Source organism: uncultured Castellaniella sp. (assembly GCF_937988725.1).
Classification (GTDB): domain Bacteria; phylum Pseudomonadota; class Gammaproteobacteria; order Burkholderiales; family Burkholderiaceae_B; genus Castellaniella.
This window is the reverse complement of sequence record NZ_CALKHS010000010.1, coordinates 448612-467959: the sequence shown is the minus strand read 5'-3', so window position 1 is coordinate 467959 and position 19348 is coordinate 448612. Positions and strand designations below refer to the sequence as shown.

The window sequence follows — 19348 nt, the reverse complement described above, 5'->3', positions numbered from 1 at the left end:
CGCGGGCTGGCGTCAGGCGGCGGCGCGGCGGGCCGAGCGGTTGGCGGCCAGGGCTGCCAGTGTGCAGGCAGCGCCCGACAACAGGTACAGGCTGATCCCGCCCAGGCCGTAGCGGTCCGAGACGCCCAGCGCGACCAGCGGCGCGAAGGCCGCGCCCACCAGCCAGGCCAGATCGGCGGACAGGGCGGCGCCCGTGTAGCGGTAGGCCGGCCGGAAGTTGGCCGTGGCCGTGCCCGAGGATTGGCCATAGGACAGGCCCAGCAGGGCGAAGCCGATCAGGATGAAGGCGTCCTGACTGGCCGCGCCGCCGCCCAGCAGCCAGGGCGAGGCGAGGGCGAAGACGCCGATCAGCGCGGCGACCAGTCCCAGCGTATGGCGCCGGCCGATGCGATTGGCCAGGTGCCCGGAATACAGCATGGCCCCCAGGGCGACCGCGGCGCCTGCGAGTTCGATCGCCAGCACCTGGGATACGGTCCTCTGGTGCTGCAGCACCAGCCAGGACAAGGGAAACAGCGTGACCAGGTGGAACAGGGCGTAGCTGGCCAGCGAGGCGAAGGCGCCGGTGACGATGTGGCGTCCCTGGGTGCGGACCATCTCCCGTGTGCCGATCGGGCGCAGTTCGCGTTCCTCCAGCAGGTTCGAGAAGTCGTTGTCCATCACCAGCCGCAGGCGGGCGAACAGGCCCACGACGTTGATGGCGAAGGCCACGAAGAAGGGAAACCGCCAGCCCCAGCCGGTGAAGTCAGCAGGTTCCAGACGGGTGTACAGGTACAGGAACATGCCGCCGGCCACCAGGAAACCGATGGGCGCCGACAGTTGCCCGAGCATGGCGTACCAGCCGCGCTGGCGGGCCGGCGCGTTCAGGGCCAGCAGCGAGGGCAGGCCATCCCAGGAGCCGCCCCACGCGACGCCCTGCAGGCAGCGAAAGAACGTCAGCAGGACGATGGCGTACGCGCCCAGGGTCTCGTGCGCGGGCAGAAAGGCGATGCCTGCCGTGGCCGTGCCCAGCAGGAACAGCGCCGCCGTCAGTTTCACCCCCCGGCCCCAGTGCTTCTGCACGTGCATGAAGAGCGTCGTGCCAAAGGGCCGGGCGACAAAGGCCAGGGCGAAGACGGCGAAGGCGTACAGCGTGCCGGTGAGGGGATCCGCGAAGGGAAAGAACACCTGGGGGAACACGATCACCGACGCGATCCCGTAGGTGAAGAAGTCGAAATATTCCGACGTGCGGCCGATGATCACGCCGACGGCGATGTCGCCCGGGGATACGGACGGATGGCCCTCGGCATGACGGGCGGCTCTGGCCTGGTCGTCTTCCCGGGCGCGCGGTCCGGGCAAGCGGGTATTGAGGATATGTGCGGTCATCGGGTCCTCCTGATCTGCGATGCGGGCCGCCGCGCGCACGCGGCCCCGCTCATAGAATCCCATGCGGGGCGGGGGATTCGCCATTGGACATTACCCGAAGTAACCCTGTGGCGGGAAGGGGCATGAGTCAAAATGTCCAATTTTCACCTCGACATTTCAAACCTATAGTAAGGGCCTTCGCTTGAATACACCTGGAATCGGCACACAAGGCAATGAGGCACGACAAGATTCTGAAAATACTGCTGGGCGCCGGCTCGGCCCTGCTGCTGGGCGGCTGCGACGCCGTGCTGCTGAACCCCTCGGGCGACGTGGCGCTGCAGCAGCGCAACCTGATCTATACGGCGACCGGCCTGATGCTGATCGTCATCCTGCCGGTGATCGTCGCCACGATCCTGTTCGCCTGGCGCTACCGGGCGGGCAACCGCAAGGCGCGCTATGACGCCGATTGGGACCACTCCACCCGCCTGGAGCTGGTGATCTGGTCGGTGCCGCTGCTGATCATCATCGCACTGGGCAGCGTCACCTGGGTCAGCACCCACCTGCTCGATCCCTACCGCCCGCTAAGCAGAATCTCGGCGGACAAGCCCCTGGCCGCCTACGTCGAGCCGCTGACCGTCGAGGTCGTGGCGCTGGACTGGAAGTGGCTGTTCATCTATCCGGAATACGGCTTCGCCACCGTCAACGAGCTGGCCGCGCCGGTGGACCGGCCGATCCGCTTCAAGATCACGGCTTCCTCGGTGATGAATTCCTTCTTCATCCCCGCCCTGGCCGGCCAGATCTACGCCATGCCGGGCATGCAGACCATGCTGCACGCGGTGATCAACGCCCCCGGGGAATACGAGGGCATGTCCGCGAACTACAGCGGCGCCGGCTTTTCCGGCATGCATTTCCGCTTCCACGGCCTGGACCAGGCCGGCTTTGACGCGTGGGTGGAAAAGAACCGCGCCGCCGGCGGCGTGCTGGACCGCGCGGGCTACCTGGATCTCGAGCGGCCCAGCGAGAACGACCCGGTGCGCCGCTGGGCGACCGTCGATCCCGACTTGTACCGCCTGATCCTGAATCGCTGCGTGCGGCCCGGCTCGACCTGCATGAGCGATCTCATGCAGCCTATGGAGAAGTAACGATGGATTTGCGAACCTGGATCCTGGGCCGGCTCAGCCTGGAAGCCATTCCCTACCACGAGCCGATTCTGGTGGCCACCTTCGCCGGCGTGGCCGTGATCGGGCTGGCCGTCCTGGCCCTGATGACGCGCTACCGCCTCTGGGGGCCCTTGTGGCGCGACTGGATCGTCAGCATCGACCACAAGAAGATCGGCATCATGTACATGGTGCTGGGCGTGGTGATGCTGCTGCGCGGTTTCGCCGACGCCGCCATGATGCGCCTGCAGCAGGCGGTATCCTTCGGCGACGCGCTGGGCTATCTGCCGCCGCACCACTACGACCAGATCTTCACCGCGCACGGCGTGATCATGATCTTCTTCGTGGCCATGCCCTTCATCACCGGCCTGATGAACTACATCGTGCCGCTGCAGATCGGCGCGCGCGACGTGGCCTTTCCGTTCCTGAACAACTTCAGCTTCTGGATGACCACGGGCGGCGCCATCCTGGTGATGATGTCGCTGTTCGTGGGTGAGTTCGCCCGCACCGGCTGGCTGGCCTATCCGCCGCTCTCGGGCCTGGACTTCAGTCCCGACGTGGGGGTGGATTACTACATCTGGGCCTTGCAGGTCGCCGGGGTGGGGACGCTGCTGTCGGGGATCAATCTGGCGGTCACCATCATCAAGATGCGCGCGCCGGGCATGAAGCTCATGAAAATGCCGGTCTTCACCTGGACCGCGCTGTGCACCAACATCCTGATCATCATCACCTTCCCGGTGCTGACCGCCACGCTCGCGCTGCTGGGCATGGACCGCTACCTGGGCACCCAGTTCTTCACCAACGACCTGGGCGGCAATCCGATGATGTACGTAAATCTGATCTGGATCTGGGGCCACCCGGAGGTCTACATCCTGATCCTGCCGCTGTTCGGCGTGTTTTCCGAGATCACCTCCACGTACTGCGGCAAGCGCCTGTTCGGCTATACCTCCATGGTGTACGCGACCATCGTGATCACGGTGCTGTCCTACCTGGTCTGGCTGCACCACTTCTTCACCATGGGCTCGGGCGCCAGCGTGAATTCCTTCTTCGGCATCACGACGATGATCATTTCGATCCCCACGGGAGCGAAGATCTTCAACTGGCTGTTCACCATGTACCGGGGCCGCATCCGCTTCGAGCTGCCCATGATGTGGACGGTGGCCTTCATGATCACCTTCGTGATCGGCGGCATGACGGGCGTGCTGCTGGCCGTGCCGCCGGCCGACTTCGTGCTGCACAACAGCCTGTTCCTGATTGCGCACTTCCACAACGTCATCATCGGCGGGGTGGTGTTCGGCCTGTTCGCCGCGATCAACTACTGGTTCCCGAAAGCCTTCGGCTTCCGCCTGAACGTGTTCTGGGGCAAATGCTCGTTCTGGTGCTGGGTCGTGGGATTCTGGGTCGCCTTCATGCCGCTCTACATCCTGGGCCTGATGGGCGTCACCCGCCGCCTGAGCCATTTCGAGGATCCCTCGCTGCAGATCTGGTTCCAGGTCGCCGCGGTCGGCGCCTTCCTGATCGCGCTGGGCATCGCCTTCTTCCTGGTGCAGATCTACGTCAGCTGGCGTGATCGCGAGTCCCTGCGCGACCGCACGGGCGACCCCTGGGACGGCCGCACGCTGGAATGGTCCACTTCGTCGCCGCCGCCGGACTACAACTTCGCCTTCACGCCGCGCATCCACGAGCGCGACGCCTGGTGGCACATGAAGCAGGCGGGCTACCGCCGGCCCGAAGGCGGCTTCGTCGACATCCACATGCCGAAGAACACCGCCGCCGGCTTCACGCTGGCCGTGCTGAGCTCGATCCTCGGCTTCGCCCTGATCTGGCACATGTGGGCGCTGACGATCGCGTCCTTCGCGGCCCTGATCGCCGCCGCCATCCACCATACCTTCAACTACCACCGCGACACCCACGTCCCGGCCTCGGACGTGGCGCGCGCGGAGGAAGCCCGCACTCTGCAGTTGGCCCGCCATGTCTGATACCCACATCCTGCACTCGCCCGCGGCGGGCGGCCCGGCCGCCGCCGGCGACGATTCCCGCTTCATCGTCCGGGAACCCCATCATCCGGAAAACGGCACGCTGCTCGGTTTCTGGATCTACCTGATGAGCGACTGCCTGATCTTCGCCTGCCTGTTCGCCGTGTACGGCGTGCAGGGCAGGGCGTATGCCGGCGGTCCGACGGGCGCGGAGCTGTTCGATCTGCCGCTGGTGGCGGTGAACACGGCCATGCTGCTGTTCTCGTCGATCACCTACGGCTTCGCCATGCTGGAATCGCAGCGCGGCCGGCTGCGCGGGACGCTGGGCTGGCTGATCGTGACCGGCTTGTTCGGGCTGGCCTTCCTGGGGCTGGAACTGTACGAATTCCACCACCTGATCGAACACGGCGCCGGCCCGTGGCGCAGCGCCTTCCTGTCGTCCTTCTTCACGCTGGTCGGCACCCACGGCCTGCACGTGACCTTCGGGATCGTGTGGCTCGTCACGCTGCTGTTCCAGCTCGGCCGCCACGGCCTGATTCCCGAGAACCGCCGCCGCCTGATGTGCCTATCGATGTTCTGGCACTTCCTGGACGTGGTCTGGATCGGGGTCTTCACCTTTGTCTATCTGATGGGAGTGCTGCCATGAGCAAGGACCACACCACGCCCGGGCACGATGCGGCCCACACCGGGGAGGGCGGCCACGCGCCCAGCACGTTCCGGGGCTACATGACCGGTTTCGTCCTGGCGGTGATCCTGACCGTGATCCCGTTCTGGCTGGTCATGGGCGGCGTCCTGCCCAGTTCCGGCGCCACCGCGCTGGCGATCCTGCTGATCGGCGCCGTGCAGATGGTCGTGCACATGGTGTATTTCCTGCACATGAACTCCCGCTCCGAAGGCGGCTGGACGCTGCTGGCGCTGATTTTCACCGTCATCATCGTGGCCATCGCTTTGGCGGGGTCGCTGTGGGTGATGTACCATTTGAACGTCAACATGATGCCGGGGCACCTGCACGACATGCCGTCGATGTAGGTCCCGCGCGGACGCGGTCTCGCCCCTGCCTGCCGCGTCCGTCGCCTCCCGGGTCCGCTCTCTTCCGCCCACCGTGCCCCAACGCTCCTCACGCTCACTGCCCACGGGATGGCTCGTCCTCTGGACCGTCCTCCTGGCGGCGGCGCTGGGCGGCTTCGTCGCGCTGGGCACCTGGCAAGTTCACCGGATGCACTGGAAGCACGCGCTCATCGCCCGGGTCGACGGCTTCCTGCGCGCACCGCCCGTTTCCGCGCCCGGCCCGGATGCCTGGGCCGGCTTGCGGGCCGACCGCGACGAGTACCGCCGGGTCGCGCTGCGGGGCGTCCTGCTGGATCGAGAGATCCTGGTCCAGGCCAATACCCGCCTGGGCGCCGGCTTCTGGGTCATGGCGCCCCTGCGGCGCGACGACGGCAGCATCGTCTTCGTCAATCGCGGCTTCGTCGACGCCGCGCATCGCGATCCCGCCCGCCGGGGCGCGGCCCCATCGGCCGGCCCGGTCCGGATCGAGGGCCTGCTGCGCCTGTCGCAGCCGGGCGGCGGCTTCCTGCGGGACAATGCGCCGGCCGAGGGCCGCTGGTATTCCCGCGACGTGTCCGCCATGGCCCGGTCCCTGGGCCTGAGCTCCGTCGCGCCGTATTTCATCGACCAGTCGGCGGACGGCGCCGCCGCCGACGCCACGCGGCCGGTCCGGTGGCCCGTGCCCGGCCTGACGGTCGTGCATTTCCGCGACGAACACCTCAGCTACGCGCTGACCTGGTACGCCCTGGCGGCCATGACGGCGGCGGCCATGGCCTACGGCGCCCGCCAGGAATGGCGGCGGCGTCATGCCGGGGGCGGGGCATGATCGGGCGCCGGCCCGCGCTGCCGGACGGCTCGCACGTGGCGGGCCGGCAGAACCTGCGCCTGCTGGTCCAGTTGCGCTGGATCGCGGTGCTCGGCCAGGTGCTGGCCATCGCCGTGGCCGTGGGCGGGTTCTCCCTGGCGTTGCCGCTGTTCGACATGGCGCTGGTGGTGGCCCTGCTGATCGTCTACAACTGCTTCAGCCAGCTGCGCCTGAAGTGGCACCTGCCCGTGAGCCAGATCGAGCTGTTCCTGGCGCTGCTCGTCGACGTCATGGCGCTGACAGCCCAACTTTATTTAAGCGGCGGCGCCACCAACCCGTTCATCTTCCTCTATCTGCTGCAGGTGGCCCTGGCCGCCGTCCTGTTGCGGCGGCGCACGACCTGGATGATGGCGGGCGCGACCTCGGCCGCGTTCGCGGGGCTGGTGCTGACCCGCCATCACGGCTACACCCTGCCTCTGGACCTGGGCGGCGGGCTGGACAGCCCCTTCGTGCTGGGAATGCTGGTCTGCTTCGCCCTGAACGCCGCGCTGTTGGCGGCCTTCATCACCCGGATCACCCACAATGTGCGCACGCGCGACGCGCGCCTGGCGGCGCTGCGCCAGCGCGCCTCCGAAGAAGAGCACATCGTCCACATGGGCCTGCTGGCCTCGGGCGCGGCCCACGAACTGGGCACTCCACTGGCCACGCTGGACGTCATCCTGGGCGACTGGGCGCATGCGCCCGCCGTGGCCGCCGATCCCGAACTGAAGCAGGACGTGCGGGACATGCAGGCGCAGGTGCAGCGCTGCAAGACCATCCTGAGCGGCATCCTGATGTCGGCCGGCGAAGTGCGCGGCGAGGCGTTGACGCGCACCACTGTGATCGCCTTCCTCGACGGGCTGGTGGCGCAATGGCGGCAGGCGCACCCGGCGGCCCGCCTGCGCTACAGCCGGCGGATCGACACCGATGCGGTGGTGATCGCCGACCAGGGCCTGCGGCAGATGGTGTTCAACGTCCTGAACAACGCCCTGGAGGCCTCGCCCACCTTGCAGCAGCTCACCGCCGTCCTGGACAACGGTCAACTCACGCTGGAGGTCCGCGACCAGGGGCCGGGCTTCGTCCAGGACGTCCTGCGTTCGCTGGGCACGCCGTACCGGTCCACCAAGGGACAGCCGGGCAGGGGGCTTGGCCTGTTCCTGTCGCACCAGGTGGCCCGATCCCTGAGCGGCACCCTGAGCGCGAGCAACCTGCCCGAAGGCGGCGCCTGCGTCACGATCCGCTTTCCCTTGTCCGCCCTGACGCCGGAGGATGCCGATGAACCCGCCGAATGAAACAGGCGCCGATGCGCGGCGGCTGCTGCTCGTGGTCGAGGATGACGAGTCGCTGTCGCATTCCCTGGTGCGCTCGTTCGAGCGCCGCGGCTACCGCGTGCTGAGCGCCGACAGCCTGGAATCCGTCGAGGCCCTGCTCGCGCAAGGCCACGTGCCCGGCTATGCCGTCGTGGACCTGAAACTGCAGGGCGAGGCCTCGGGCCTGGCCTGCGTGCGGCGGCTGCACGCGCATGCGCCGGAAATGCTGATCGTGGTGCTGACGGGCTTTGCCAGCATCGCCACCGCCGTCGAGGCGGTCAAGCTCGGCGCCTGCCATTATCTGGCCAAGCCCTCGAACACGGACGACATCGAACGCGCCTTCGCCCGCACCGAGGGCGACGTCGAGGCCGCCCTGGCGCCGCGCCAGGCGTCGATCAAGACGCTCGAATGGGAGCGCATCCACGAGGTGCTGGCCGCGACCAATTTCAATATCTCGGAGACGGCCCGCCGGCTGGGCATGCATCGCCGCACCCTGGCGCGCAAGCTGGAAAAGCGGCGGGTCCGCTAGGGAGCCGCGGACTTCGCGTCCAAGCTACAATCATTGCCGCCGCAGGGATATCCCTTGCAGAAAATATTGATGTCGGCGGGTAGACTGGACGCCGCATTGCCCGATCTGGACACGACCCGGCATCGCCCCCATTCAAAGGAGCTCCTTCATGAATCTGCATCCCGTCCTTCGTTCGCTCGCGGGCGCCGCCGCCGTGCTGGGCGCGTTGGCAAGCGCGCCAGCCCTGGCGCAATCCGTGGCCGTGACGTCCATCGTCGAACACCCCGCCCTGGATTCCGTCAAGGACGGCGTGCGTGAAGCCCTGACCAAGGCCGGCTACACCGAAGCCAAGGGCCTGAAATGGCAGTTCCAGACGGCGCAGGGCAATACGGCCATTGCCGCCCAGATCGCGCGCAAGTACGTGGGTGACAAGCCCGACGTGATCGTGGCCATCGCCACGCCCTCGGCCCAGGCGGTGGTCGCGGCCACCAAGACGATTCCCGTCGTCTATTCGGCCGTGACGGATCCGGTCGCGGCGCAGCTGGTGCCCGGCTGGGGGCCGTCGGGCACGAACGTCACCGGGGTGTCCGACGCCTTGTCGATGGAAAAGCAGATCGAACTCATCAAGAAGGTCGTGCCCAATGCCAAGAAGGTCGGCATGGTCTACAACCCGGGCGAGGCCAATTCCGTGGTCGTGGTCAAGCAGATGCGCGAATTGCTGCCGAAGGCGGGCATGAGCCTCGTCGAGGCCACGGCCGCCCGCACGGTGGACGTGGGCGCGGCGGCCCGCAGCCTGGTGGGCAAGGTCGACGTGATCTACACCAACACCGACAACAACGTGGTGTCGGCCTACGAATCCCTGGTCAAGGTCGGCAATTCGGCCAAGATCCCCCTGGTCGCCGCGGATACCGACAGCGTGAAGCGGGGCGCCATCGCCGCCCTGGGCGTCAATTATCACGACCTGGGCCTGCAGACCGGCGCCGTCGTGGTGCGCATCCTGAAGGGCGAAAAACCGGGTGACATCGCCTCGGAAACCAGCGCCAAGCAGCAGCTGTTCGTCAACCCCGGGGCCGCCCAGAAGCAGGGCGTGACCCTGTCCGATGCGCTGCTCAAGTCCGCCGCGCAGATCATCAAGTAATCTCTCACCGGCCCCCGTCGCCGGCGCATCGCGCAGTCTGGATGCAATCGGGGGCCATTCACCACCCCGGCCGGTTATTCTGAGAATTCCATGTCCATTTATTCGATGTGGGGCGCCTTCGAGATCGGGTTGATCTTCGGCCTGGTCGCCCTGGGCGTCCTGATTTCCTTTCGCGTCCTCAATTTCCCCGACCTGACCGTGGACGGCAGCTTCCCGCTGGGCGGGGCGACGGCCGCCATCCTGATCCATCACGGCATGGATCCCTTCCTGGCGACGCTGATCGCGACCCTGGCGGCGGGCTTCGCGGGCATGATCACCGGATGGCTGAACGTCAGCCTGAAGATCATGGATCTGCTGGCCAGCATCCTGATGATGATCGCCCTGTATTCGATCAACCTGCGCGTCATGGACGCGCCCAACGTGCCCCTGATCACCGATCCCACGGTCTTCACCCTGCTGCAGCCCGAAGGGATGGAGGACTTCATCGCGCGCCCGCTGATCCTGCTGGCGCTGGTGGTGATCGTCAAATTGCTGCTGGACTGGTTCTTCGCCACGCAGGTGGGCCTGGCCATGCGTTCGACGGGGTCCAACCCGCGCATGGCCCGTTCGCAGGGCATCCACACCGGACGCATGATCCTGCTGGGCATGGCGATCTCCAATGCCCTGTGCGGCCTGGCCGGCGCGCTGTTCGCCCAGTCGCAGGGCGGGGCGGACATCTCCATGGGCATCGGCACCATCGTCATCGGCCTGGCGGCCGTGATCATCGGCGAATCCATCCTGCCGACGCGCCGCCTGGTGGTGGCGACCCTGGCGGTGGTGATCGGCGCCGTGCTGTACCGCTTCTTCATCGCCTTGGCGCTGAATGCCGATTTCGTCGGTCTGAAGGCCCAGGACCTGAATCTGGTCACCGCCGTGCTGGTGACCGTGGCCCTGGTCATTCCGCTGGTCAAACAGCGCCTGTCGAAAAAGAGGGCATGACATGCTGAGCGCACAGAACCTGCACCTGACCTTCAACCCCGGCACGCCCATCGAGACCCAGGCGCTGCGCGGCATGTCCCTGGACATCCCGGCGGGCCAGTTCGTCACGGTCATCGGCTCCAATGGGGCGGGGAAGTCCACCTTCCTGAACGCCATTTCGGGCGAGCAGGCCGTCGACAGCGGCGCCATCCTGATCGATGGCGAGGACGTGACCCGCCAGCCCGTGTGGGACCGCGCCCGCAAGGTCGCCCGTGTTTTCCAGGACCCGATGGCGGGCACCTGCGAGAACCTGACCATCGAGGAAAACATGTCCCTGGCCCTGGGCCGGGGGCAGTTCCGCAGCCTGCGCCGGGCGGTGCGCGAAGAAATGCGCGAACTGTTCCGGGAACGCCTGGTGATGCTGGGCCTGGGGCTGGAAAACCGCCTGACCGACCGCATCGGTCTGTTGTCGGGCGGGCAGCGCCAGGCGGTCAGCCTGCTGATGGCGGCCTTGCGGCCCTCGCGCATCCTGCTGCTGGACGAACATACCGCCGCCCTGGATCCGCGCACGGCGCAGTTCGTGCTGGATCTCACGGCCCGCATCGTGGCCGAACACGGCCTGACCACCATGATGGTCACGCACAGCATGCGCCAGGCGCTGGACGTGGGCGACCGTACGGTCATGCTGCATCAGGGCCGCGTCGTGCTGGACGTGTCCGGCGACACCCGGCGCGGTCTGGATGTCCCGGATCTGCTGGTCATGTTCGAACGGGTGCGCGGCGAGGAACTCGCCGACGACACTTTGCTGCTGGGCTGAGGTCCCGCCCGGCCGCGCGGATCGGCCGGACAGGGGGGGCGCCGGGCTACAGCTTCACGCCCGTCGCCGCGCCCCACAGCGTCACCAGGCCCAGCACCGCGAAGACGGCGGCGGCGATCGTGTGCACCAGCTTCATCGGGATCCTGGCGCTCAGACGGTCCCCCACGAACACGGCAGGGACGTCCGCCAGCAGCATGCCGAGCGTGGTGCCGATCACGACCAGCAGCGGCGCCCCGTAGTGCGCAGCCAGGGCCACCGTGGCGATCTGCGTCTTGTCCCCCATTTCGGCCAGGAAGAAGGTGATCAGGGTCGCGCCGAAGACGCCGAATCTCCTGGCGGCGCTGGTTTCATCGTCTTCCATCTTGTCAGGGATGAGGGTCCAGAGAGCCATCCCCAGGAAGGAGAAGCCCAGGATCCAGGCGAGGACGCCCGGATTGACGACGGACGTGATCCAGGCGCCCAGGGCGCCGGCGAGACCGTGATTGACCAGAGTGGCGGCAAGAATGCCCAGAATGATGGGCACCGGCTTCTTGAAGCGGGCGGCCAGGATGAAGGCGAGGAGCTGGGTTTTATCGCCGATTTCCGCAAGGGCGACGACGCCGGTCGAGACGAAGAGGGCTTCCATCAGAGTTCCAAGGCCGGATGCAGGACGAATGACTACGATGCATCTCCGGCCCGGACGGATGCTTCGTAGTCAAAGGTCTTGCCAAGTCTGGGAACCGCTTGCACCATGGCGCGAGCCAAGTATGTTGATGCAAGCCGCTTCAAGAAGAAGCGCGGCTACTCCCCGATGACGGTCAGGCGCAAGTGTACAGGTTTTCGGCGGCTCGGTGATGCTGGAATCTTTTGACAAAAAAAATCATTTTTGTCAAAATACGCGGATGTCGCAGAAACTGAGTCCCGAGGCCCTCGAGGCGCGCCGCATCCGTATCCTGGATGCCGCGCGCTGGTGCTTCCTGAACTTCGGTTTTTCCCGCACCAGCCTGGAAGACATCGCCCGGCGGGCGTCGATTTCCCGCACGCTGCTCTATCGCACCTTCAAGGACAAGGAAGACATCTTCGTCCAGTGCTTCGACGCCTGGGTCCTGTCGCGCGTGGAAGCCGCGAATCAGGCCGGGCGGCAGGGCGGCACGCTGCGCGAGCGCCTGCGGCGGGTGTGCCAGTGCCTGGTCCTGGACTGCTGGTCGGAAATGGCCGACGCGCCCATGGCCGCCGAATTCCAGGACGTCTACGAACGCCTGCGTCCCAAGGTCGCCTGGAACCACCGAGACGGCGTCCTGGAATGCGTCGATCAGGTGCTGGGGGATGCGGAAACATCCCTGGTGTTCCTGCTGGCCCTGGAGGGCCTGTTCGCCGACCGCCCGCCCCGGGACGTCCTGGCCGCCCGCATCGGCATCCTGGTCGACCGCTTCTCGGGGGCCGCCGGGTGATGCGCCGCGCCTCAAATTTCCCTGATGGCTCCAGGGGTTTCCTCTTATACTTTTGGATTGTCCCGGCCCGCAGCCTTGTCGCCGCGCGGTTTGGCGGGCACTCCGAATGCGCCTGATCCTGCTTTCGCGTTTCCGTCTTTCATCTAAAAATCATCAATCGGGAGTTTTCTTATGGCCTTTCTGCAACTGCCCGCCGGCCGGACGCTGCAGCCCCTGGCGCTGGCGCTGCTGCTGACATTGGCCGCCTGCGGCGACAAACCTCAACAGGACATGCAGGGCATGAAGGTTCCCGTCAGCGTGGTCGAGATCCAGCCTAGGGAAGCCATCGTCAACACCGAACTGCCCGGCCGCGTCCAGGCCATCGAAGACGCGGAAATCCGCGCGCGGGTCACGGGCATCGTCCAGGGCATCGAATTCGAGCAGGGCAGCCGCGTCAAGGCGGGGCAGTTGCTGTTCACCATCGACCCGGCGCCGTATCGGGCCGCCCGCGACCAGGCCGCGGCCCAGTTGAAGAACTCCCAGGCGGCCGCGACGACCGCCAAGCTGCAGGCGCAGCGCTTCGGCAAGCTGATCCAGCAGCACGCGGTCAGCCAGCAGGATTACGACAACGCCGTGGCCCAGGCCCGCCAGACCGAGGCTGCCGTCGCCGCCGCCAAGGCCGCCCTGGAAGCGGCCGACATCGACCTGGGCTACACCCGGGTGACCTCGCCCATCGACGGGCAGATCGGCAAGTCGATGGTGACGGTCGGGGCGCTGGTCAGCGCCTCCTCGGCCACCCAGCTGGCCACGGTCCATCGCCTGGATCAGGTGTACGTCGACATCACCCAGCCCGTGGCGCAGATTTCCGCCTTGCGGCGCCAGATCGCCGACGGCGTGGTGAAGCCGGACGCCCAGGGCAACACCCGGGCCGACGTCCTGCTGGACAACGACAGCGTGTACCGCCATGAAGGCAAGCTGCTCTTCTCTGGCGTGGCGGTCGATCCGGGGACCGGCCAGGTCAATCTGCGGGCCTTGTTCCCCAATCCGGAACAGATCCTGCTGCCCGGCCTCTACGTCCGGGTGCGCCTGGCCCAGGGCGTCGATCCCAAGGCGCTGGTGGTGCCGGAACAGGCCATCCAGCGCACGGCCGACGGCAACAGCACCGTCGTGGCGGTGAAGGACGGCAAGGCCGTGTTCACGCCGGTGCAGGTCGGGCCGCGCTCCGGTCATGGCTACATCGTGTATGACGGCGTCCAGGCGGGCGATCAGATCGTCGTCGAAGGCTTCCAGAAGATCCGCCCGGGGGCGCCGGTGCAGCCCATGCCCTGGAAAAAGCCGGCGGATGCGAAGCCCGGCGCGTCGGCGCCGGCCGCCGGCGCCTCCGGGGGCGCTTCCCAGGATCAGAAACCCGCCGCTGACGCAGCTTCCGAGGCCAAGGCCGGCTGACCGCCGGTCCGACCGCCTTTTGTCCGGTTTTCACGCGAGCTCTCATGCCACAGTTTTTCATTGAACGGCCGATCTTTGCCTGGGTAGTCGCGCTGGCCATTGCGCTGGCCGGCATCCTGGCCATTCCCAACATGGCGGTGTCGCAGTATCCCGACGTCGCCCCGCCCACCGTGACCATCACCGCCACCTATCCGGGCGCCTCGGCATCCGAGGTCTCCACCAGCGTGGCCAGCGTCATCGAGAACGAGCTGAACGGCGCCAAGGGCCTGCTGTACTACGAGTCCGTCAGCGATTCCAACGGCCAGGCCCAGGTCACCGTGACCTTCGCGCCGGGCACGAACGCCGACCTGGCCCAGGTGGACGTCCAGAACCGCCTGTCCAACGCCACGGCCAAGCTGCCCGCGGCCGTGACGCAGCAGGGCCTGAAGGTCACCCAGTCGAGCTCCGGCTTCCTGATGGTGGTCACCCTGTCGTCCAAGGACGGCTCCGTCGACCAGTACGCCCTGGCCGACTACATCACGCGCAACATCCAGAATCCGATGTCGCGGATCAAGGGCGTGGGCGAATTCCAGCTCTTCGCCGCCAGCCGGGCCATGCGCATCTGGGTCGACCCGCAGAAGCTCGTCGGCTACGGCCTGAGCATGGCCCAGGTCAACAGCGCCCTGGCGTCCCAGAACCTGGTGATTTCCGGCGGTCAGCTGGGTTCGCCCCCGAATCCCGACTCGCAGCGCACGGTGGCGCCCCTGATCGTCAACGGCCAGCTCACCACGCCGGAGGAATTCGGCAACATCGTGCTGCGGGCCAATCCGGACGGCTCCACGGTGCGCGTCCACGACGTCGCCCGGGTCGAACTCGGCTCGGACAACTACCAGTTCGGCGCCCGCCTGAACGGCAAGGCGACGGCGGCCTTCGCCCTGTCGCTGACGCCCACGGCCAACGCCCTGGAAACGGCCAAGCTGGCCAAGGCCAAGATGGCCGAGCTGTCCAAGTTCTTCCCCGACAACATCACCTACCAGATTCCCTACGACACCTCGCCCTACATCGACCTTTCCATCGAGCAGGTGGTCCACACCCTGCTCGAGGCCATGGTGCTGGTGTTCGTGGTGATGTTCGTGTTCCTGCAGAACGTGCGCTACACGCTGATCCCCGCGCTGGTGGTGCCGGTGGCGATGATGGGGGCCTTCACCGTGATGCTGGCCCTGGGGTTCTCCATCAACGTGCTGACCATGTTCGCCATGGTGCTGGCCATCGGGATCCTGGTGGACGACGCCATCGTGGTGGTGGAGAACGTGGAACGCATCATGGCGGAAGAGGGCCTGCCGCCCAAGGAAGCCACGAAGAAGGCCATGCCGCAGATCAGCGGCGCCATCGTCGGCATCACGCTGGTGCTGACCACGGTGTTCCTGCCGCTGGCCTTCATGTCCGGGTCCGTGGGGGTGATCTACCGCCAGTTCTCCGTGGCCATGGCGGTGTCCATCCTGTTTTCGGCGCTGCTGGCGCTCAGCTTCACGCCGGCGCTGTGCGCCACTATCCTCAAGCCCGTGCCCAAAGGCCATCATGAAAGCAAGGGCGGCTTCTTCGGCTGGTTCAACCGCGGCTTCGACCGCACCACGCAGGGCTATACCCGCTGGGTCACGCGCAGCCTGACGCGCGCCGTGCGCATGATGCTGGTGTTCGCCGTGCTGGTGGGCGTGCTGGGCTGGATGTTCCTGCGCCTGCCCACGTCCTTCCTACCCGAGGAAGACCAGGGCTATGTGATCGCCAACATCGAATTGCCCTCGGGCGCCTCGTCCAACCGCACGCTGGAAATCATCGACAAGGTCGAAAAGTACTTCATGGCCCTGCCGCAGGTGGCCAACATCATCGCCGTCCAGGGCTTCAGCTTCAACGGCAATGGCCTGAACGCGGCCATCGCCTTCGTGCCCCTGAAGGATTTCTCGGAACGCAAGGGCCCGGGCGATTCGGCGCAGGCCATTTCCGGCACAGCCATGGGCAAGCTGCTGTTCGGGCTGCCGGATTCCATGGTGATTTCCATCACGCCGCCCGCCATCTCCTCGCTGGGCAATGCCTCCGGGTTCGACCTGCGCCTGGAAGACCGCAGCGGCGTAGGCAGCGAGGCGCTGCAGAACGCCACCCAGCAACTGCTGCAGCTGGCCTCGCAAAGCCACATCCTGACCGGCACGCGCGTCACGGGCCTGGGCGCGGGGCCCCAGCTGAAGGTGAACATCGACCGCGCCAAGGCGGCCGCGCTGGGCGTGGATTTCTCCGAGGCGGCCCAGCTGATTTCCACGGCGATCGGCTCGTCCTACATCGGCAAGTTCACGAACCAGGGCTGGGTGCAGAACGTCTGGGTCCAGGCGGATCAGAACGCCCGGATGAACCCCGACGACATCCTGCGGCTCAATGCCCGCAACGCCAGTGGCGAGATGGTGCCGCTGTCCTCGTTCGTCTCCCTGGAATGGACCCGGGGTCCGGTCCAGGTCGTGCGCTACAACGGCTACGAATCCATCCGCATCGGCGGTTCGGCGGCGCCGGGCTACTCCACGGGCCAGGCCATGGCCGAGATGGAACGCCTGATCACGCAGCTGCCGTCCGGCCTGGGCTACGAATGGACCGGCCTGTCCTACCAGGAAATCCAGGCGGGCAGCCAGTCCACGATCCTGATGGGCCTGTCGATCCTGGTGGTCTTCATGGTGCTGGCCGCCCTGTATGAAAGCTGGGCCATTCCGTTGTCGGTGATGCTGGCCGTGCCGCTGGGCATGCTGGGGGCCGTGGTGCTCAGCAGCCTGATGGGCAAGGACAACGACGTGTACTTCATGGTCGGGATGGTGACTGTGATCGGTCTGGCGGCGAAGAACGCCATCCTGATCGTCGAATTCGCCAAGGACCTCTACGCCAGCGGGGCCGGCCTGAAGGAAGCCGCCATCGAAGCCGCCCGCCTACGTTTCCGGCCCATCCTGATGACTTCCTTCGCCTTCATCCTGGGGGTGGTGCCCCTGGTGCTGGCCAACGGCGCGGGCGCCGCCAGCCAGAACGCCGTGGGCCTGGGGGTGCTGGGCGGAATGCTCGCGGCCACGCCGCTGGCCGTGATTTTCGTGCCGACCTTCTTTGTGGTGATTCTGAAATTGTTCAAGACCAAACCGAAACTCCTGGGCCATCAGGCGCCGCACATCCCGGCGGCGGAAGACTCCAGCGGAGACCGCACATGACATCCTGGATGCGACAAGGCCGCCTGGGGGCCATGACGGCCCTGTGCCTGGCCCTGGGGGCCTGCTCCCTGGCGCCGACGTATCACCGGCCCGCGGCGCCGGTGCCCGATCAATTCCCCCTGGCGGAAAACGCGGCCGGGCCGTCGGAACTGCCCGCCTGGCGCGACGTGTTCCGCGATCCCCGGCTGCAGGCCCTGATCGAACTGGCCCTGCGCAACAACCGCGATCTGCGCATCGCCGTGGAAAATGTCGAGGCGGCCCGCGCCCAGTTCGGCATCGTCCAGAGCGACCGGCTGCCCACCATCGGGGTGCAGGGCACGGAGCAGGCCTCCCATTCGCCGGAGAACATGCGCAATGGGGGCGCGAACAGCCCCGCGGTGAACCGCAGCTTCGTGGCCGGCGTCGGTATGACGGCCTTCGAACTGGACTTCTTCGGCCGCGTGCGCAATCTCAGCGAGTCCGCCTACCAGCAATTCCTGTCCACCGAACAGGCGCGCCGCACCGTGCAACTGAGCCTGATCGCCCAGACCGCCGAGGCCTATTTCAATCTGCGTTCCGCGCAGGCGCTGCACGATCTGATGGAAAAGACCCTGCAGGCCCGACAGGGCTCGCTGGATCTGGTGAAGGTGCGCTTCGACGTGGGCGTGGCGTCGGATCTGGATCTGGCGCAGGCGCAGTCCCAGCTGGATACGGTGCGGGCCGACCTGGTGGCGGCCGAGCGCGCCATGACGCAGGCGACCAATGCCTTGCAGCTCATCCTGGGCGCTCCGGTGCCCGCCGACCTGCCGGCGCCGCTGCCGTTCGGCCGTGACCAGCTGCTGCAGGCCATCCCGGCCGGGCTGCCGTCTCAATTGCTGGAACGCCGCCCCGACATCATCGGCGCCGAAAACGGCCTGAAGGCCGCCAATGCCGAGATCGGCGCGGCGCGGGCGGCGTTCTTCCCGCGCATCACGCTGACCGGCCTGCTGGGCTTCGCCAGCCCCGAACTGGGCGGCCTGTTCGCCGGCAGCCAGCGCTACTGGCAGTTTTCGCCGCAGATCCAGATGCCGCTGTTCTCCGGCGGCGTGAAGGGCAATCTGGACCTGGCCAAGGCCCAGGACAACATCGCCGTCGCCACCTACGAGAAAGCCATCCAGACCGCCTTCCGCGAAGTCGCCGACGGCCTGGCGGGCGAGGCCACCTACAGCCGCCAGCTCGACGCGGTGCGCGCCACCGAGGCCTCGACGCTGCGGGCTCTGAATCTGGCGCAGGTGCGGTACGAGACGGGGGTGGACAGCTATCTGCAGGTGCAGACCGCCCAGGTCAACCTGTACGGCGTGCAGCAGCAATTCATCCAGCTGGGGGCCGCCGCGCTGGCCAACCGCGTGGAACTCTACAAGGCGCTGGGCGGGGGCTGGTCTCCCGACGACCTGCCGGCAAAGGAAGACTGATGGAACTGGGCGTCAATATCGATCACGTGGCCACGCTGCGCCAGCAGCGGCTGACGCGTTATCCGGACCCTCTGCAGGCCGCGCTGCGGGCGGAAGACGCCGGCGCCGATCTGATCACCCTGCATCTGCGGGAAGACCGGCGCCACATCCAGGACGCCGATGTCTGGGCGATCCGCCCGGCCCTGCGCACCCGCATGAATCTGGAATGCGCCATCACGCCGGAGATGCTGGACATCGCCTGCCGGCTGCAGCCTCAGGACGTCTGCCTGGTGCCGGAGAATCGCCGTGAATTGACCACCGAGGGCGGCCTGGACGTGCTGGGCCGCTTCGACGAGGTCCATGCCGCGGTGTCCCGTCTGCACGACGCGGGCATCCGGGTGTCGCTGTTCATCGACCCGCAGGCGGACCAGATCGCCGCCGCCGTGCGGGCCGGCGCCCAGGTGATCGAGCTGCATACGGGCGCCTTCGCCGATGCGCCGGACGAGGCGCAGCAGGCGGCGCAGCTGGAACGGCTGAGGGCCGCGATTGCCGTCGGCGTGGGCGAAGGCCTGAGGGTCAACGCCGGTCATGGCCTGCATTACGGCAATGTGCAGGCGATCGCAGCCTTGCCGGGCATCCGCGAACTGAACATCGGGCACGCCATCGTGGCCCAGGCCGTCTTCGACGGCTGGGAACCCGCGATCCGGCGGATGAAGGCCCTGATCGTCCAGGCGGCCAGCCGCTAGCGCCGTCCTCGGCCAGGGCGGCCGTCTTCTTTCA

General features: G+C 67.0%; 17 protein-coding genes and 1 riboswitch. Of the genes, 15 read left to right on the top strand and 2 right to left on the bottom strand.

Annotated features, from left to right (window positions below; all coding sequences use genetic code 11):
* Positions 1 to 12: 12 nt before the first annotated feature.
* Complete coding sequence (locus Q0263_RS12590; RefSeq protein WP_298016547.1) at positions 13 to 1362, bottom strand: MFS transporter; 1350 nt, start codon at positions 1360 to 1362, stop codon at positions 13 to 15.
* Between the two features lie 212 nt (positions 1363 to 1574).
* On the opposite strand from Q0263_RS12590, the gene cyoA reads away from it, so the two are divergent.
* The 10 genes from cyoA (at position 1575) to Q0263_RS12540 (ending at position 11095) form a co-directional block, all read left to right on the top strand.
* Positions 1575 to 2483 (top strand): ubiquinol oxidase subunit II, encoded by a 909-nt coding sequence (gene cyoA, locus Q0263_RS12585; protein ID WP_298016544.1) that lies wholly within the window; start codon positions 1575 to 1577, stop codon positions 2481 to 2483.
* Between the two features lie 2 nt (positions 2484 to 2485).
* On the top strand, positions 2486 to 4477 hold the full coding sequence (gene cyoB / locus Q0263_RS12580) for a cytochrome o ubiquinol oxidase subunit I (RefSeq protein ID WP_298016541.1): 1992 nt from the start codon (positions 2486 to 2488) through the stop codon (positions 4475 to 4477).
* Positions 4470 to 5120 carry a cytochrome o ubiquinol oxidase subunit III gene (gene cyoC / locus Q0263_RS12575; protein WP_298016538.1) on the top strand — a complete coding sequence of 217 codons (651 nt, stop codon included), beginning with the start codon at positions 4470 to 4472 and terminating at the stop codon, positions 5118 to 5120. The genes cyoB and cyoC overlap by 8 nt, the downstream gene beginning before the upstream one ends.
* Entirely contained in the window at positions 5117 to 5503 is a 387-nt protein-coding gene (cyoD, locus tag Q0263_RS12570; RefSeq protein WP_298016535.1) for a cytochrome o ubiquinol oxidase subunit IV, read from the top strand. Before cyoC ends, cyoD begins: the two co-directional genes overlap by 4 nt.
* Positions 5504 to 5576: 73 nt before the next feature.
* Complete coding sequence (locus Q0263_RS12565; protein ID WP_298016532.1) at positions 5577 to 6347, top strand: SURF1 family protein; 771 nt, start codon at positions 5577 to 5579, stop codon at positions 6345 to 6347.
* A complete protein-coding gene (locus tag Q0263_RS12560) occupies positions 6344 to 7657 on the top strand; it encodes an ATP-binding protein (RefSeq protein WP_298016529.1) in 1314 nt (437 codons plus the stop codon). The genes Q0263_RS12565 and Q0263_RS12560 overlap by 4 nt, the downstream gene beginning before the upstream one ends.
* Positions 7641 to 8204, top strand: a complete 564-nt coding sequence (locus tag Q0263_RS12555; protein ID WP_298016526.1) for a response regulator transcription factor — start codon at positions 7641 to 7643, stop codon at positions 8202 to 8204. The genes Q0263_RS12560 and Q0263_RS12555 overlap by 17 nt, the downstream gene beginning before the upstream one ends.
* Positions 8205 to 8352: 148 nt before the next feature.
* The gene (locus Q0263_RS12550) at positions 8353 to 9321 is read left to right on the top strand and encodes an ABC transporter substrate-binding protein (protein ID WP_298016523.1); all 969 of its coding nucleotides are present in this window, start codon (positions 8353 to 8355) and stop codon (positions 9319 to 9321) included.
* A 90-nt stretch (positions 9322 to 9411) separates the two neighbouring features.
* Positions 9412 to 10299, top strand: a complete 888-nt coding sequence (locus tag Q0263_RS12545) for an ABC transporter permease (RefSeq protein WP_298016521.1) — start codon at positions 9412 to 9414, stop codon at positions 10297 to 10299.
* A 1-nt stretch (position 10300) separates the two neighbouring features.
* Positions 10301 to 11095 carry an ABC transporter ATP-binding protein gene (locus Q0263_RS12540; RefSeq protein WP_298016518.1) on the top strand — a complete coding sequence of 265 codons (795 nt, stop codon included), beginning with the start codon at positions 10301 to 10303 and terminating at the stop codon, positions 11093 to 11095.
* A 46-nt stretch (positions 11096 to 11141) separates the two neighbouring features.
* Here Q0263_RS12540 and Q0263_RS12535 read toward each other — a convergent pair whose 3' ends face one another.
* A complete protein-coding gene (locus tag Q0263_RS12535; RefSeq protein WP_298016515.1) occupies positions 11142 to 11720 on the bottom strand; it encodes a TMEM165/GDT1 family protein in 579 nt (192 codons plus the stop codon).
* Positions 11721 to 11723: 3 nt separating this feature from the next.
* Positions 11724 to 11896: riboswitch (yybP-ykoY riboswitch) on the bottom strand.
* 80 nt (positions 11897 to 11976) lie between these two features.
* On the opposite strand from Q0263_RS12535, the gene Q0263_RS12530 reads away from it, so the two are divergent.
* The 5 genes from Q0263_RS12530 (at position 11977) to pdxJ (ending at position 19314) form a co-directional block, all read left to right on the top strand.
* Positions 11977 to 12525 (top strand): TetR/AcrR family transcriptional regulator, encoded by a 549-nt coding sequence (locus Q0263_RS12530; protein WP_298016512.1) that lies wholly within the window; start codon positions 11977 to 11979, stop codon positions 12523 to 12525.
* A gap of 171 nt (positions 12526 to 12696) precedes the next feature.
* Positions 12697 to 13950 carry an efflux RND transporter periplasmic adaptor subunit gene (locus tag Q0263_RS12525; RefSeq protein WP_298016509.1) on the top strand — a complete coding sequence of 418 codons (1254 nt, stop codon included), beginning with the start codon at positions 12697 to 12699 and terminating at the stop codon, positions 13948 to 13950.
* A 44-nt stretch (positions 13951 to 13994) separates the two neighbouring features.
* Positions 13995 to 17159 carry an efflux RND transporter permease subunit gene (locus Q0263_RS12520; protein WP_298016507.1) on the top strand — a complete coding sequence of 1055 codons (3165 nt, stop codon included), beginning with the start codon at positions 13995 to 13997 and terminating at the stop codon, positions 17157 to 17159.
* On the top strand, positions 17156 to 18589 hold the full coding sequence (locus Q0263_RS12515; protein ID WP_298016504.1) for an efflux transporter outer membrane subunit: 1434 nt from the start codon (positions 17156 to 17158) through the stop codon (positions 18587 to 18589). Before Q0263_RS12520 ends, Q0263_RS12515 begins: the two co-directional genes overlap by 4 nt.
* A complete protein-coding gene (gene pdxJ / locus Q0263_RS12510; RefSeq protein ID WP_298019074.1) occupies positions 18586 to 19314 on the top strand; it encodes a pyridoxine 5'-phosphate synthase in 729 nt (242 codons plus the stop codon). Before Q0263_RS12515 ends, pdxJ begins: the two co-directional genes overlap by 4 nt.
* The last annotated feature ends 34 nt before the right edge of the window (positions 19315 to 19348 follow it).